Origin of the sequence: Brumimicrobium aurantiacum (assembly GCF_003402975.1) — a bacterium.
GTDB classification, from domain to species: domain Bacteria; phylum Bacteroidota; class Bacteroidia; order Flavobacteriales_D; family Crocinitomicaceae; genus Brumimicrobium; species Brumimicrobium aurantiacum.
In genome coordinates, this window is record NZ_QURB01000007.1 from 24,539 (window position 1) to 40,891 (window position 16,353).

Sequence of the window (16,353 nt, forward strand, 5' to 3'; positions counted from 1 at the left end):
TAAAAGCAATTGCGTTTAGCTACCTGTTGGCTGTAATTTGAGAAATTGGATAAAAAATTAAACATATTAACACAAAATGTAGCAAATACTGCATTACAGGTTACGCCAATAATTAGTATTCCAAATCCACCATCTGCAATTCCGATGGGTTGCGGAATTTTCTTGAAAATAAACGAAGATAGATATTTGATAAGTGCAGGACACTTATTGAACTTGAAGGACTGGCCGAATTTAATGGTTCCTGGAGCTGACAAAAAAATGGTTTGGTTAAACGGAACTGTAATCACTTCTTACAAAGATTCTGAAACTGACAATCCAATCGATTTTGGTCTGCTGAAATTCTCAACAAGACAAAACAAACATTTCATTAATGGAAGTTTTGGATTTTGCAACCCTTCGAATATTATCGTTAATCATAAAGTTCAACAAGGTGGTTATTATGTGATTGCTGGCTATCCAATTTCAGGTGTGAAAAAGACAAGTGGTAAAGCGGAATTTAATCCTATTCCTGTTAAATTTTTGACTTATCCATTAAGTGAAAACAAATATGAAAAATATAGATTTAATCCTGACCATTTTATTTTAGTAAAATATCAAAGAAAAGTTGCGCCTTTTGGTTCTAAAAAGAAACAAATAACGAAAGAATTGAGAGGAATAAGTGGTAGCGGACTTTGGTATGTGCCTGATTGGAATGACAGAAAAAAAGGAGTTCCAAAATTTTACCTAGTTGGAATTATGGTAGAGAATTACAAAGACAAAGGATTTGTTGCTGCATTGAGAATTGATTTTGCGACCGAAGTAATTAAACAGTTTTTTATCTATTCACCATTTGAACACACTAAATTTGACTTTGTAGATAAAGTAAAGAATTTATATGTCTCGGAAATAAAATAACTACTGCCAACAATTAAGAATCAATGAGGTTAAGTAAAGTTCGACTTCATTTACTTGATCTTGAATGCTTACCCTAGGTGGCAGGTTCGAAGCCTGAAAAAACTATGGGGATTCAATAAGAAAACTTGTGATTGTATTTCTAAAAATTGGACTTTCTGTTTTTAGAAATATGCTGTTTTGTCAAACAGGAACACTTTTTATCTTCTGATTTGCTGAGATAATGCGGTATTAAGTATTGATTTTGACAAAAGCTTTCATTTAAAGCATAGAAATAGCTGTCCGTATGCGTTATAGATTTTAAAGATCAGATTACTAGTTGTTTAAAGTTCTTTGTTTACTTTCAATTTTGATGGTGGACCTCTTAAACCCAGAATTAACTCCTTAATTTCAAAAGCCTTCCCTTTACATTTTATGACATAGCTTTGCGACACAATTTTTAGGATTTGGAACAGTTTTAAGATCTATTCAATTTTTATAGGGACTCAGCAGTAGTAAGAGGATAGAAGTAAATAGGCGAGTAATAACTAATCAGTTGAAAAATATCAAAAGTCCGATTGAATTATTAAATTTGGAGTAAAAGATACAGTATGGCTAAACGTAATACGATTAGCCGATTGTTAGCAGCAAACAATAAAACCAATAATGGGAAGAAAGAAAATTGAATTCGTAGAAGCTAAAAAGAAATTTACTTCTGTAAAATACTTCCCCTTTGGAAACGTACCTGGAGAATCATATGTATTAACCTCTGACCCATGGAATTATCTCAAAGCATTTCTGAAAAATGAACATGACAGCATTAAAAAGAAAACTGAAAAGCTAGGTCCAAAAAAAGATAAACTAAGTAAAGCACTATATTTTACTGAATTAGCTGAAAGTTTTCAAAGAAGCGCTGAAAATGTACAAATGCCAACCAAGGCAACCTTAACATATTATTCAGTTTTGAATATTGTAAAGGCTTTTTTACTAGTTCGAGGACATGATTTAGAAACTAATCAGGAATATCATGGCTTAAGTTTAAATCCAAACGATACGATGGATTTAACAATTTCATCCAACGCAAAAAATGGAGGTATTAATATTTTCCATGAGTTCGCTAAAGAACTAGGTTATACAGTCAAACCGGGCACTAAAATATCTTTAGAAGAAATGATATCAAATCTTCCTGAGATTCATGAACTAGCATATAATCTTAACTTAACAAAAACTAGTAAACGAAAATTTCTACCCATAGATATTGAATTTTTATCAAATAATAGAAGGTGGAATAAGCTTACATATAGAATATGTTTTGAGAAAAAACACAAACATGATTATCGTATAGAAAAATTTAAAAAAGGTATTCTCTCAAAAATTTTAGAAGAAAGCGAAGATTCTAAAGAAAGAGTTTGCTATCTATCCAAGCAGGTAAGAAATTTAACTCACACATCAGAAAGCAGTTGGAAATCAAATTATAATGAATTGTGCAAAGAAATAACGGGGTGTAATATTAGAATTATGTTGACAAGAGTAGGCTACAAATATTACTTAGACTTACAACCAGATAACTATTCGCCTTTAATTTATTATTTCAGTCTTATGTTTTACATCGGCTCAGTTGCTCGTTATCGACCGACATTGAACGAAGAAATTTTAGAAGGACAATACAAATCCTTAATATCAGAGGTGCTGACAAGTTCACCGAAGCAATTCCTGTACTTAATTGCTGGATTTATGACAAATAAAATATGTGCTGTTCCAATGGCAAATTTGAATTAAAAGTCAGCTGCTAACAATGGGTATACGTAATGCGGGCTGAAGTGCTAAAAGGAAATTATTAACATAAAACAAAATCAATGGAAAACGGAAAGATAAGTGCCTTAAAATCCCGCACTACGCATACCCGAGACCGTTAGCGGTAACTATAACTCAACGTTGAAATGACTATTAGTGGAACATATCTGGATAGGTTTATATCAATTATTTTACCGATAGTTTTACTAGTTTCTGTAATTCTAATTATAACAACAAGAGAGATTTATACACTATTAGTAGGCATAATAATAGCTTTATTAATTTGGTTATTAGATACTATAATCCTGTATAAAAAATATAATAAACCTGTACAAGTAAAAATTGAAAAGCAATTATTGGTTAACAACGAAGTAATTGATTCAAATGACATACTTAGTATTACTCCTATAACTGACAATAGAATCAGGTGGGATTTTAAGTTAGTCACAATAACTCTTTCAGATAATAGAATTATTCACTTCATTGAAAAGCCACAATTTTTTATACATGACATAATGGATAAACCTTCAAAATCGATTCAATTAATAATTGATAACCTTCCAGAATTAAAGGAAAAGATACAGGAACGAAAATATGTTTAAAACAACAATACCGCATAACAATTAAGCATCAATGAAGTCAAGTAAGGCTTGAGTTCATTGTGCTTGGTGTTGAACTCTGCCTTTGGTGGCGGGTTCGAAGTCTAGAAAAACTATGGGGATTCAATAAGAAAACTTGTGATTGTATTTCTATAAATTGGACTTTCTATTTTTAGAAATATGCTGTTTTGTCAAACAGGAACACTTTTTATCTTCTGATTTGCTGAGATAATGCGGTATTAAGTATTGATTTTGACAAAAGAATTCATTTAAAGCATGGAAATAGCTGTCCGTATGAGTTACAGATTTTAAAGAGCAGACTACAAGTTGTTTAAAATTCATTGTTAGCTTTCAATTTTGATAGTGGACCTCTTAACCCCAGAATTAACTCCTTAATTTCAAAATCCATCCCTTTACATTTTAAGACATAGCTTTGTAACTTATCATTTAGAATTTGGAACAGATTTAAGATCTATTCAATTTTTAATCGGCCTCAAAGTAGAAGGATAGAAGTAAATAGGCGAGTAATAACAAATCAGTTGAAAAATATAAAAAGTCAAATTGAATTATTAAATTTGGAGTAACCACACAGGTTGGATATGCGCAATGTTATAGCCAATTGTTGGCAACCATTTACTCACTCAAACTCTGAAAATGAAACGAAGAAAAAAATCTAAACAAGTTCTTGTGAAAAGAATATTTTTTGAAAAAGGAACTTATGACTATCTCTATCGTGATAAAGAAACTGCTGAAAAAATTATAAAATCTACTGAAAACAGAACCGAAAGCCATAAATTTGAAAAAGCTGAATGGTATGTTTCTATTGAGTATAAAATTAAAAAAATCTTTAAAAGTAAACATTTTGAGAAAGTAATTTATATAGTGTTATCAATTACATTAGGTTGGTTTTTAAAATATTACTTTGATAAGTGGGTAAGTTAAATTTGCTAAATAAATGCCAAAATAAACAAGAGCTAACCTCATTATTGTTTTTAATGGTTTTTTATAAAGGAAGCCATTTTCATATTTGTTAGAACCTAAAAATAAAAGCACCTTAAATGAAGTCTATTTGCTTTGTAAGACTAATATTTGAGTAAAAATGGGGTTTGTGCGCAGACTTCCTGTTGCCAACAATACGGGAAAATTGCAAATACCATATTTTGTACATATATTTGTACTTAAATAAGTATTAAATTATGCAAATCACAACTGTTTCTGAGTTTAGAAAGGACATTAAAACATATTTGGACAGAGTTATTAAAAACTTTGAAACCTTAATAATTAATCGCGGAAAAGATTCTGGAATTGTTGTTATGTCCTTAGAAGAATATAATTCTCTAATGGCTACCAGTCACGAATTATCTTCCCGAAAAAATGAATTACGTTTAGACTCTGCTATTGACAAACTAAAAAATGGAAGATCATTTTCAAGAGACTTAATCGAAGACTAATATGAAATATACATTTGTTGACGAATCTTGGGAAGATTATTTATATTGGCAAAAAACAGATAAGAAAAAACTTAAAAAAATAAACGAACTTTTAAAGGATATATCAAGAAATCCATTTGACGGGATCGGAAAACCAGAACCTTTAAAACATAAATACGCCGGATTTTGGTCAAGAAGAATTGACAGTGAACATAGATTGATTTATCAATATAAAGACGGAGAAATTTTAATTGCAAAATGCCGATTTCATTATGACTAGAAAAGTACAGCAGGAAATAACTAAGTCTTCGGCGTGCCGAGTGTCTCCGTTTGCCAACTGATTACGCCCTATGGTTGTGAAATCGCTGTGCTAAGTTGGCCAATATTTAGACAAGCTAAATTGTGTCCGTCGGTCCCCATGTTTTAGCCTGTCATGAATTTATTCTGCGGAAACGATTACATTAATTAAGGACTTATTGTTAAGGCTGAATCCTTCGCTCAAGCATCCTTCACCGAAGCAGATAAACACCTCCGTGTCCCTCCGTGAAAACACTCCTTTTTCCTCCGTGTTAAAACACCTCACCACAGGAGAACTCTTCTTAGCGTTCTCAATTTGCCGTAGGTAAATAACCTCTGCGTTTCTATGTGTAAAACCTCAGTGTACCTTTGCGGTTTCTTTTTCTACACCATCCAGCACTTCTCATGTGTCTCACTTTTCTTTCTCTTCAAATTACCTCAACCACAACAAACCTCCGTGTACCTTCGTGAAAACACTCCTTTTTCCTCCGTGTTAAAACACCTCACCACAGGTGAACTCTTCTTTGCGTTCTCAATTTGCCGTAGGCAAATAACCTCTGCGTTTCTTTGTGTAAAACCTCAGTGTACCTTTGCGGTTTCTTTTTCTACACCATCCAGCACTTCTCATGTGTCTCACTTTTCTTTCTCTTCAAATTACCTCAACCACAACAAACCTCCGTATACCTTCGTGAAAACACTCCTTTTTCCTCCGTGTTAAAACACCTCACCACAGGAGAACTCTTCTTTGCGTTCTCAATTTGCCAAAGTTAAATATAGCCTTTGAGCCTTTAGCGAAAACCTTTGCATGCCTTTGTGGGTAACCTTTCTACCTCCTTAAACTTGAAATGAAAAAAGGCCGTCCTTCCAAACGACCTCAATTCAAATAATTAAAGTTTATTTTTTAACTCCACTTATTCAAAAGAGAATTCTCATTGTTTAGAACTTGAAGTTGAATGTGATCCAAAATGTCATCTAAAATTTTTCTTTGAGTTTCTTTTTTTAATAATTCACTGAGTCCAATCTTTTTTTCTGCTAAAGAATGTTTATCCATATAATCATTGTATGTAGTCAGGTTTGCTTGTAAATCCTTGAAGGAGTCGTCCCCTTTAGTATTTAATTCCTGTTTTATTTCTTCAATTGATTGAATAATGGCTCTTGAATACTTTCTCAATACAGAAATTTCGATTTTGTTTGTGTCGATGATATTGTACAATTCTTGATTTGTATTTTCTAATGTCTCGATTTTTTGATCATAATATTCTTCATAAATCTCTTGCTGATTATTTGTTTTTGAACTGTAACCTAAATTCTGTAGCGCAAACAACATTCCTCCGCAAGCAAACATTAGCACTGAGTTAACTATCGTGTTAAATTTAAGTTCGGGGCGCTTTATTCTTGTAACGTAATATAGCGGGACATAGGTGAAGGTAAAAGCAATAACTCCAGAAAACATGAGAATGTTTGCATAAGGCCAATGCATTAGTTTAAATAGTATTCCAACAGTCATAATTATAGCGAGTAAAAACCCTAAACTGAATACCCATTTATCCGTTTTACTTTCTTCATCTCTAAACTTTAGAATAATTAGAAGTGGTAAGAAGACGAGACTAAATAGACCTCCTGCTAAAATTATTACCACTCCAGCACCAGGGAGGTGGAATGATTTTAAAAAAGCTCCTAGAATGGTGAAAACTGTAATTGTAAAACCTGTTATTTTTAATGTATTTTTCATGGCGTAATAATTTTTGAATTTTAATAAAATCTCGGTTTCCTCCTGGATTTCCTTTAAATCCTTTTTGAAAAACCGAGGCATGATTTTTTTATAGAATTCATAAAAGTCTTCATTATCAGATTTCTCATTCTCGATGATACAGCAAATGTGATCAAGTAAGTTGTATTGCAGATCTTCAATATCAACTCCATTGGCTTTTATATCCGCTAAAATGAAATCTATTTCAACTTCTGTAAATTTATGCATTACTCGGTTTTATATCAATGTCTAATAAGTACTTCATTGTTTCTATGAAGTCCGCAAATTCGTTAACCTTTTCTTGAGCCGTATTTTGTCCTTGCTCGGTGAGGGAATAATATTTTCTCACGCGTTTTCCAATGTACTCCTTTTCAAACCCTATATCTCCCTTTTTCTCTAGTGAATGCAGAGTAGGGTACAAGGCTCCTTCTGTGATTTTGATTTTGCCATTAGTCATTTCTTTTACTGTTTGAGTAATTTCATAACCGTACATTTTATCTCTATTCTTTAATAGGTTTAAGATAATTGTCTTTAATGTTCCTTTTATTAATTCTGATGTATACATAGGACAAATATACATAAGAATCTTAGGTAAACAAATTTAACACCTAAGTTTCTTAGGTTTATTTCATAATCTTCCCGTAAATAAAGGAGTTTGGAATGTTGTTTTATGCTGTTGTTTATTTTTTAACTTCAAATAAGAGAGAGAAAAATTTAAAAATTGATAGAATTAGAAGAAATATTGTTGTGTTTTTATTAGAGACTAAAATAAAAAAGGGGATTAACATATTATTGTTAATCCCCTTTCCAAATAACTTCCATAGTTCTTAGGATACACCCAAAAAAAAGAGGCTACCTTGTGAGTAGCCTCTCTCTCTATGAAAACTTAAATTTATTTTTTCTCGTCTTCTACTTCTTCGAAGTCAACATCAGTTACTTCATCGTCACCTGCGTTTTCTTCGCTAGCTCCTTGTTCAGCACCTCCTTGAGTTCCTGCTCCTTCTTGTTGGTACATCTCTTGTGAAGCTGCTTGGAATACAGTGTTCAATTTATCTGATGCAGTATTGATTTTCTCCAAATCTTTAGCTTCAAATGCTGTTTTTAATTCAGCTAAAGCATCTTCGATTGGTTGTTTCTTCTCTGCTGGAATTTTATCTCCATATTCTTTCAATTGACGCTCTGTTTGGAAAATTTGAGAATCTGCTTTGTTGATCGTCTCAACTTCTTCCATTTTCTTCTTATCTGCTTCTTCGTTTGCTTGAGCTTCGTTTTTCATTCTTTCGATTTCCTCTTCGCTCAATCCTGAAGATGCTTCAATCTTAATTGATTGCTCTTTTCCTGTTCCTTTGTCTTTTGCAGAAATGTTCATGATACCATTCGCATCAATATCAAAGATCACCTCAATTTGTGGCTCACCTCTACGCGCTGGTGGAATATCCGTCAATTGGAATCTACCTAACGTTTTGTTATCTGTTGCCATTGAACGCTCTCCTTGAAGTACGTGAATGTCAACTGATGGTTGGTTGTCTGCCGCTGTTGAGAATACTTGTGATTTCTTCGTAGGAATCGTTGTATTTGCATCAATTAATTTAGTCATTACTCCTCCCATAGTTTCAATACCTAATGAAAGTGGAATAACATCTAGTAACAATACGTCTTTAACTTCTCCTGTTAAAACACCACCTTGAATTGCAGCACCAATTGCAACAACCTCGTCTGGGTTAACTCCTTTTGAAGGATCTTTTTTGAAGAAGTTCTTCACAGCATCTTGAATTACTGGAATTCTTGTTGATCCACCAACTAAGATTACTTCGTCGATATCGTCAATAGATAATCCACCGCTCTTCAATGCTGAACGACATGGCTCAATTGTTTTTTCAACGATGTCAGAGATCAATTGCTCAAATTTAGATCTTGGTAAAGTTCTTACTAAGTGCTTAGGAACTCCATCAACTGGCATGATGTAAGGCAAGTTGATTTCAGTTGAAGTTGTAGAAGAAAGCTCAATTTTTGCTTTTTCAGCTGCTTCTTTCAAACGTTGAAGTGCCATTGGATCTTTTCTCAAGTCAATTCCTTCATCTTTTTTGAATTCTTCAGCCAACCACTCAATGATTCTTTCATCAACATCGTCACCTCCTAAGTGCGTGTCACCATCTGTAGCCAATACTTCGAATACTCCGTCACCTAGCTCTAAGATAGAAACATCATGCGTTCCTCCACCAAAGTCAAATACTGCAACTTTTTGATCAACATTTTTCTTGTCTAATCCGTATGCCAATGCTGCTGCTGTTGGCTCGTTGATGATTCTTTTAATTGTTAAACCTGCGATTTCACCAGCTTCTTTCGTTGCTTGACGTTGTGAATCGTTGAAGTATGCAGGAACTGTTACTACAGCTTCTGTTACTTCTTGTCCAAGGTAATCCTCAGCAGTTTTCTTCATTTTTTGAAGAACCATTGCAGAGATCTCCTGTGGTGTAAATGTTCTGTCGTCTATTTTTACACGTGGTGTATTGTTGTCTCCTTTTACGATTTCGTAAGACATTCTTCCATCCTCGTTATTAACTTCATCATAAGTTACCCCCATGAATCTTTTAATAGATGAAATAGTTTTTGTTGGATTTGTAATGGCTTGACGTTTTGCTGGATCTCCAACTTTACGTTCTCCTCCTTCTACAAATGCAACAATTGAAGGTGTCGTACGTTTTCCTTCTGCGTTTGTAATTACTACTGGCTCGTTACCTTCCATTACTGAAACACAAGAGTTGGTAGTACCTAAGTCAATTCCAATTATTTTTCCCATATCAATTTTTGTTTTTTTTTCTAGTTTAATTTTTAACTCACCCTCCTTTTATCAATCATGATGCCACTAGAGTTTTAGTAGGATTTTCTTTCATTTTGACATCTTTTTTAGTCAATCATCGATTTTTGACTGACATCTTGTCCTAAAACTGACAGGAATTGATCCTTTTAAGCATGCTTCGTCATAACAATCAATCTGTTAGGTTAATTATAGCCTGCTAAAAGTATTTCTGATTTTAAACTTAGAAATCTAAGTTGTTCTCTTAGTAGGACTTGTTTTATTTGGTGTTCGGTTTGTTTCAGAGATTTCCTTATTTTAGCAATATGATAAGGTATCTACACTTACTATTTATATTCTTGTTTCCTTTTGGTCTGTTGAGCCAAGAAATTACTCATGCCCATTCAGTTCACCATGCTTTTCTTGAGAATAAAGGTCAGTGGGAAGACCATGTGTTTTTCAAAAATAAAATAGAAGGCGGAAACATGTGGGTGGAACAAGGTAGAGTCTTGTTTCAGCTTCAAGATTTTTCAAAATTACAAGAAGCACATTTTTCTAAAAAGAAGGTCAAAGAAGAAGTGAGCTTCCGCGAAAAACTTGTGGAATTGAAATTTGTTGATGCAAATGAAATATCCAGGGTAGACAAAAAAGGAGCAACTGAACATTATTACAATTATTTTTTAGGTAACGATGAATCGAAATGGGCTTCTGATGTGCACGGATATGAAGAGTTTACTTTAAATGAAATTTATGATGGTATTGATCTTCGTTTTATAGAACAAGAAAAACAAATTAAATATGAGTTTATTGTTGGGCCTGGGAAATCTCCAAATCAAATAAAGCTAGATTATTCTTATCAAGATGCATTGAAAATCGACAAGAAAGGAAATCTGGTGATTGAAACGGAATTGGGTAATATTATAGAGGAGAAACCATATGCCTACCAAATTGTCAATGGAAAGATTATTGAAATTACCTGTCAATACAGCATAGATGGTGAAAATGTCTTGTTTGAATTGGGAGAGTACAACAAAAGAGCCGAATTAGTGATCGATCCAACTTTAGTTTTTGCCACCTTTAATGGCGCTGTGTCAGATAACTTTGGAATGACTGCCACATATGGTTATGACGGTTCTGCCTTTACAGGTGGTACAATCTATGGAAATTCTCATCCGATGCCAGATCCTAATGCTTATGATGTAAATTCAAATATCACCTCAGTCAATATTGGAACGGTTACTACAGATGCCTTTATTGCCAAATATTCAGATGATGGAACTCAAATGTTATGGGCCACTTTTTATGGAGGAGGTAGCAATACGGAAGGGACGGATGTACCACATTCATTAATCTGTGATCAAGATGACAATATATATGTTTTTGGTTCAACTTCCTCATTAGATTTTCCAATTGTGAATGGATTTCAAACCACGCATGGCGGAGGAACACCTTTCTCAATTAATTACAATGGAACCAATTTTGGAATTGTAGGGACAGATATTTATGTTGCGAAATTTAGTACGAATGGACATAATCTACTTGGCTCAACTTATGTTGGAGGAAGTTTAAATGACGGTGTAAATTATATCGTGAGTGCAGGAAACTATAACTCGGCCGCAGCTTATGACAGTTTAACAATGAATTATGGAGATCAATTCCGTGGCGAAATTATGCTGGATTCCGATAACAATATTTTGATAGGTTCTTGTGCCAGATCAAGTGATTTTCCAACGACGAATGCTTTCCAGCCTAATTTGGCAGGTCAACAAGACGGGGTCGTATTTAAAGTGAAAAATGATTTCACAAGTTTGCTTTTTTCAAGTTATTTTGGAGGTACAGAAGCAGACGCTATTTATTCGGTGAAAATAGACTCTAGTGAAAATATTGTTTTTGCAGGAGGAACAACTTCTTCCGATTTGCAAAGTACTCCTGGAGTTTATCAAGATGTTTATGGTGGAGGAGAGGCAGATGGTTTTATTGGAAAGCTCTCACCAAATGGTTTGAATCTAACACACTCTACTTATATCGGAACGTCTAATTACGACCAAACTTTCTTTGTGGAAATAGACCGATTGGACAATGTATTTGTTCTTGGTCAGAGTAACGGTGGAACATTTCCTGTGATTAACGCAAATTATGAAGTGCCAAATTCGAGTCAGTTTATCGCAAAAATGAATCCTGATTTATCATTTATAGATGGCTCAACGGTCTTTGGAAGTGGTAGTACTATTTTTGATATTTCTCCAGCAGCATTTCTCGTAGATATTTGTGGAAACATGTATGTCTCAGGATGGGGAGGGAGTGTTTTGGCTGGTTCCTCGGCAATGAATAATATGCCAGTAACTCCAGATGCATTTCAAGGAACACCTCCTAGTGGTTTTGATTTTCATTTAATGGTTATCGAACGAGAATTTAATAGTTTGTTGTATGGAACCTATTTGGGAAGTAACTCTTCTCAAGAACATGTTGATGGTGGAACCAGTCGATTTGATAAAAACGGTGTTGTTTATCAAGGTGTTTGTGGAGGTTGCGGAGGAAATAGTGATTTTCCAACAACTGCTGGAGCTTGGTCAGATCAAAACTTAGCCAATAATTGTAATGCTTTGACTTTTAAGTTTGATTTTAACCTTATTCCTACCGCTGAGTTTACTGTTGAATCAGAAATGGGTTGTGCGCCTTTCGATGTTGAATTCACCAATCAATCTTCAGATGGAGATCGTTTTTTGTGGGATTTTGGAAATGGAAATGTCGATTCTACAACGCTAGAACCTACAGTGACTTACACTCAGCCAGGTACTTATGAAGTAATGCTCACAGTAACCGACTCTGTGTGTTTAATCACTGATTCAGCAGTAGTAACCATTACTGTTCTTCCAGAAATAGAATTGGAAGAATTGCAAACCATTAGTCTATGCCAGCCTGATACTATTACATTGACAGCATTAACGAATGGAACAGCAAATCAATTTGTATGGTCATCTAATCCATCATTTACCGATACGTTGAATACAAATACTTTGGATTCAACTTTGCAAATTAACCATCCCACTGGAGGTTGGATTTACATCAATGCTTCTAATGGAGTATGTGAGTTAGTAGATAGTGTTGAGGTTATTTTTACAAGTGGAAATATTCTTTTAGAAGGTGATACTCTGCTGTGTTTAGGAGAAGATACACAAATTTCAGCATCAACAGGAGATCCTTCAGTAGGTTTCACAAGTATAGATTGGTCTTCAGATTCAATTATAGTTTCAGGTGATGGATCGAGTACTGTAACGGTAAATCCTAGCGTAACTCAATATGTTTATTTGAATGCTGAAACAAGTAATGGCTGTATCATTTTCGATTCTATTTTAGTTTCAGTTAGTAATATTGATCCTTCAATTGTAGAGGCTTATGCTTCAGATTCAATCGTACCCAATGGAACTGTGGTAGTCTTAAATGCCGAACCGGATGGCTATTCATATAGTTGGTCTCCTACAGATGGTGTTGAAAATCCAAATGCACAAGAAACAAATGCTATCGTTTATGGTACCACCAACTATACTGTTTCGGTTTCTGACGGAATTTGTACTAAAAACGCGATGATTACAGTAACTGCCTTTCCTTATGTCTGTGATGAACCTTATATTTTTGTTCCCAATGCGTTTTCACCAAATGGAGATGGGGAAAACGATGTACTTTATGTAAGAAGTTTAATTGTCTCTGATGTTAATTTTAAAATATTTAATCGATGGGGAGAACTCGTTTATGAATCGAACACCACACATGGTCCAGGTTGGGACGGAACTTATAAAGGTAAACTACTCGATCCTGATGTATATGATTATTATTTGAAAGGACATTGTATTGATGGACAAGAATTTTTAATCAAAGGAAATATTACATTGATTCGCTAATTGAGAATATTAATCTACATATTGCTCTTTTTGATATGGAATGCAGAGGCGTTTGGCCAAGATGTACACTGGTCACAATTTGATCATAATCCTGTATTTCAAAATCCTGCAAATGTTGGTCGTTTTGATGGTGATTATCGTTTTCATGCTAATTATAAGGATCAATGGAGGAATGTTACTGTTCCGTTTCAAACCTTGTCGATCTCAGCTGAAGCAAAACAGATTTATAAAGGATTTAATCTTGGAGGTTATATTTTGAACGATGTGGCGGGTGATGGATCATTTCGTACCATAGAATTTCAACCCTCTATTTCTTATACTTATAAATTAACGGCAGATTCTACTCATTTACTACGTCCGGGATTACAACTTGGAGTAAATTTTCGTTCGATAAATGCAAGTGCTTTTACTTTCGATAATCAATGGAATGGTTATCAATTTGACGGATCACTTGATACTAAAGAAACATTTCAAAGTCAGAAAAAGACCAATTTTAGTTTTGGTATTGGAATGGCCTACGAATTTCAAAAAAGTAAGCGAGAACGAATCGTTACAGGTATAGGATTGTTCAATATTAATCGTCCTAACCAAAGTTTCCTAGGAGAAGAGGTGAAAAGAGATATGCGTTTTAATTTATTTACACAGGCAGAATATGCAATTGGTTTTGATTGGGATATTTTACCTTCTATTCAACTTAATTTACAAGGAAAATACAGAGAGTTGATTTTGGGTTCCCAAGTGCGTTACATTTTAGAAGATAGGTTGGGTGAATATAAAGCAGTGATGGCTGGACTTTATATGCGAAGTAATGATGCATTTTATATTTCAGCGGGAATGGAATACCAAAATTATTGGGGAGGAATATCCTATGATATCAATACTTCAGATTTAACACCTGCAAGTCGATCTAGAGGAGGGTTGGAATTGAGTTTTCGATACATCCTTCATTCATTTAAACCGAAGAATATAATACACAGAGTATGTCCAGATTTTATTTAGTTCTTCTTCTACAATTCCTCACTGTTGTCTCCTTTGGACAACAAGAGTTGAAAAAATATCTTGAGTTTGCCAATAAAAAACAAGCTGAAGGAGACTATGTCTATGCTTTAAATTACTATGAAAAGGCAATGCAAATAGATTCAAACACCATTGATATATTGTGGAACTATGCAGAAACTTTAAAAGCGTATAAAGATTATGCAAAAGCGGCCTTTTATTATGGAAAAGTTTATGGTAGGGAAGGAGCAGAATTATACCCTTCGAGCCTGATGAAATATGGATTGATGCTTAAACAATCTGGAAAATATGAGCAAGCATTGGAGCAATTTAAACTTGGAAAAAAGAAATATAGAGGAGACCGAAGAGGGTATTTATATCAAAAATGTCGTGCTGAAATTAGGTCATGCATTTGGGCAAAAGCAAATCAAGGTGATTCTTTAAACCTCGTATTTGAAGCACTTCCACAGCAAATCAATTCAAAGAATGCAGAGTTTGGTCATCGACAATTTAAAGATAAATTCATTTTCTCTTCCTTACGTGCCGATTCAATTAGTGCTACAGAAGAGGTGTATGATCCATCTTATCGTACACACTTATTCGTTTCAACATTAAAGGATAGTGTGTTTTCTTCAGAAAAACGGATTGATGAATTGGCCTTTAAAAATGCTCATACTGGAAATGGAACTTTTAGTTTGGATGGAAATCGTTTTTATTTTAGTTATTGTGATGAAGATTCAGGAAGTTTCAATTGTAAAATTTTAGTAGCCTATATAGAGAAAGATAAATTCGTTGATGTAGACACACTTGGATCAATCATCAATCAAGAAAATGCAAGCACAACAATGCCTTTTATTGGAGAATGGGACGAGAAAGAAGTCTTATTTTATGTTTCAAATAAAGAAGGAGGAAGAGGTGGAATGGATATCTGGTATAGCTTTATTGAAAACGGGAATCAATTCGATAGACCAAGAAATCTGCGAAGTATAAATACATTGGATAATGAATTGTCTCCGTTTTGGGATGGAAAAACCAATACCCTTTATTTCAGTAGTTCATGGTATGAAGGGTTTGGAGGTCAAGATGTGTTTAAATCTAATTACAATACAGATTTTTCAGATCCAATAAATATGATGGAGCCTATTAATTCCCCAGCCAATGATCTTTATTATTTTGAGACAATGACCGGAGATACTGCTTTTTTTAGTTCAAATCGAATAGGAAGTAATTTTAGTAAGAATCCTACTTGTTGTAGCGATGTTTTTCTTGTGCGTCAACCTTTGATTGATCTTCCACCAACTATTGAAGAAACGCTAGAAGATTTAAATCGAAGATTGCCTGTGACTTTATATTTTCATAATGATATCCCGAATCCACGTTCTTGGGATACTGTTTCAAATGTAAATTATCTGGATAGTTATCAAGATTATGTTGCTATGAAAGATAAGTACAAATCAAAATATGCTCAAGGATTGAAAGGGAAGGCTGTTGATGACGCAAAAGATGATATTGAGGACTTCTTTTTGGAGTATGTGGAACAAGGATTAAAGGATTTAAATCACTTTGTAGATTTACTCATTGTAGAATTGGAAAAAGGGCGAAAGATAGAGCTAATTGTTAAAGGATTTGCAAGTCCATTGGCCAAAACAGATTACAACGAAAACCTAACCAAAAGAAGAATAGCTTCTTTGGTAAATTATTTATATGCTTATGAAAATGGTGTCTTTAGAAAGTATATCGATGGTACTTCAGAAGATGGCGGAAGATTAATTATCACTCAAATTCCTTTTGGGGAAAATAAAGCTGACCAAATTGTAAGTGATAATCCAAACGATCAAAAGAATTCAGTATATTCTAGAGCTGCGGCGATCGAAAGAAAAATAGAAATTCAAAGTGTAGATTTACAGTAGGAACGATTTGC

General features: G+C 34.0%; 12 protein-coding genes. 9 read left to right on the plus strand and 3 right to left on the minus strand.

Annotation, left to right across the window (positions count from 1 at the left end):
- Positions 1-45: 45 nt before the first annotated feature.
- The 6 genes from DXU93_RS11075 to DXU93_RS11100 all read left to right on the plus strand — a co-directional run bounded on the left by DXU93_RS11075 (position 46) and on the right by DXU93_RS11100 (position 4,973).
- On the plus strand, positions 46-894 hold the full coding sequence (locus tag DXU93_RS11075; RefSeq protein WP_116881357.1) for a hypothetical protein: 849 nt from the start codon (positions 46-48) through the stop codon (positions 892-894).
- A gap of 642 nt (positions 895-1,536) precedes the next feature.
- Positions 1,537-2,649, plus strand: coding sequence for a YaaC family protein (locus DXU93_RS11080; RefSeq protein ID WP_116881358.1), 1,113 nt, complete (start codon positions 1,537-1,539; stop codon positions 2,647-2,649).
- A gap of 161 nt (positions 2,650-2,810) precedes the next feature.
- Positions 2,811-3,266: a hypothetical protein gene (locus tag DXU93_RS11085; RefSeq protein WP_116881359.1), complete on the plus strand. Its 456-nt coding sequence runs from the start codon at positions 2,811-2,813 to the stop codon at positions 3,264-3,266.
- 651 nt (positions 3,267-3,917) lie between these two features.
- Positions 3,918-4,205, plus strand: coding sequence for a hypothetical protein (locus tag DXU93_RS11090; RefSeq protein ID WP_116881360.1), 288 nt, complete (start codon positions 3,918-3,920; stop codon positions 4,203-4,205).
- A 254-nt stretch (positions 4,206-4,459) separates the two neighbouring features.
- Positions 4,460-4,714 carry a type II toxin-antitoxin system Phd/YefM family antitoxin gene (locus tag DXU93_RS11095; protein ID WP_116881361.1) on the plus strand — a complete coding sequence of 85 codons (255 nt, stop codon included), beginning with the start codon at positions 4,460-4,462 and terminating at the stop codon, positions 4,712-4,714.
- Between the two features lies 1 nt (position 4,715).
- Positions 4,716-4,973 (plus strand): Txe/YoeB family addiction module toxin, encoded by a 258-nt coding sequence (locus DXU93_RS11100; RefSeq protein WP_116881362.1) that lies wholly within the window; start codon positions 4,716-4,718, stop codon positions 4,971-4,973.
- 918 nt (positions 4,974-5,891) lie between these two features.
- Here DXU93_RS11100 and DXU93_RS11105 read toward each other — a convergent pair.
- From DXU93_RS11105 to dnaK, 3 genes are all read right to left on the minus strand, one after another.
- Positions 5,892-6,968 carry a hypothetical protein gene (locus DXU93_RS11105; protein ID WP_116881363.1) on the minus strand — a complete coding sequence of 359 codons (1,077 nt, stop codon included), beginning with the start codon at positions 6,966-6,968 and terminating at the stop codon, positions 5,892-5,894.
- Positions 6,961-7,305, minus strand: coding sequence for a PadR family transcriptional regulator (locus tag DXU93_RS11110; RefSeq protein ID WP_116881364.1), 345 nt, complete (start codon positions 7,303-7,305; stop codon positions 6,961-6,963). The genes DXU93_RS11105 and DXU93_RS11110 overlap by 8 nt, the downstream gene beginning before the upstream one ends.
- A gap of 327 nt (positions 7,306-7,632) precedes the next feature.
- Complete coding sequence (gene dnaK / locus DXU93_RS11115; protein WP_116881365.1) at positions 7,633-9,540, minus strand: molecular chaperone DnaK; 1,908 nt, start codon at positions 9,538-9,540, stop codon at positions 7,633-7,635.
- 323 nt (positions 9,541-9,863) lie between these two features.
- On the opposite strand from dnaK, the gene DXU93_RS11120 reads away from it, so the two are divergent.
- Genes DXU93_RS11120 through DXU93_RS11130 form a run of 3 tightly spaced genes read left to right on the plus strand, consistent with a single transcriptional unit; the run spans position 9,864 to position 16,342 of the window.
- Positions 9,864-13,436 (plus strand): DUF7948 domain-containing protein, encoded by a 3,573-nt coding sequence (locus DXU93_RS11120; protein WP_116881366.1) that lies wholly within the window; start codon positions 9,864-9,866, stop codon positions 13,434-13,436.
- On the plus strand, positions 13,437-14,435 hold the full coding sequence (locus DXU93_RS11125; RefSeq protein WP_116881367.1) for a PorP/SprF family type IX secretion system membrane protein: 999 nt from the start codon (positions 13,437-13,439) through the stop codon (positions 14,433-14,435).
- Positions 14,417-16,342, plus strand: a complete 1,926-nt coding sequence (locus DXU93_RS11130; protein WP_116881368.1) for a tetratricopeptide repeat protein — start codon at positions 14,417-14,419, stop codon at positions 16,340-16,342. Before DXU93_RS11125 ends, DXU93_RS11130 begins: the two co-directional genes overlap by 19 nt.
- The last annotated feature ends 11 nt before the right edge of the window (positions 16,343-16,353 follow it).

What these genes read in the sequence shown, in the direction of transcription:
- DXU93_RS11080 (WP_116881358.1), top strand. Translation starts at nt 1,537, where the DNA reads ATGGGAAGAAAGAAAATTGAATTCGTAGAAGCTAAAAAGAAATTTACT.
- DXU93_RS11085 (WP_116881359.1), top strand. Translation starts at nt 2,811, where the DNA reads ATGACTATTAGTGGAACATATCTGGATAGGTTTATATCAATTATTTTA.
- DXU93_RS11090 (WP_116881360.1), top strand. Translation starts at nt 3,918, where the DNA reads ATGAAACGAAGAAAAAAATCTAAACAAGTTCTTGTGAAAAGAATATTT.
- DXU93_RS11095 (WP_116881361.1), top strand. Translation starts at nt 4,460, where the DNA reads ATGCAAATCACAACTGTTTCTGAGTTTAGAAAGGACATTAAAACATAT.
- DXU93_RS11100 (WP_116881362.1), top strand. Translation starts at nt 4,716, where the DNA reads ATGAAATATACATTTGTTGACGAATCTTGGGAAGATTATTTATATTGG.
- DXU93_RS11105 (WP_116881363.1), bottom strand. Translation starts at nt 6,968, where the DNA reads ATGCATAAATTTACAGAAGTTGAAATAGATTTCATTTTAGCGGATATA.
- DXU93_RS11110 (WP_116881364.1), bottom strand. Translation starts at nt 7,305, where the DNA reads ATGTATACATCAGAATTAATAAAAGGAACATTAAAGACAATTATCTTA.
- dnaK (WP_116881365.1), bottom strand. Translation starts at nt 9,540, where the DNA reads ATGGGAAAAATAATTGGAATTGACTTAGGTACTACCAACTCTTGTGTT.
- DXU93_RS11120 (WP_116881366.1), top strand. Translation starts at nt 9,864, where the DNA reads ATGATAAGGTATCTACACTTACTATTTATATTCTTGTTTCCTTTTGGT.
- DXU93_RS11130 (WP_116881368.1), top strand. Translation starts at nt 14,417, where the DNA reads ATGTCCAGATTTTATTTAGTTCTTCTTCTACAATTCCTCACTGTTGTC.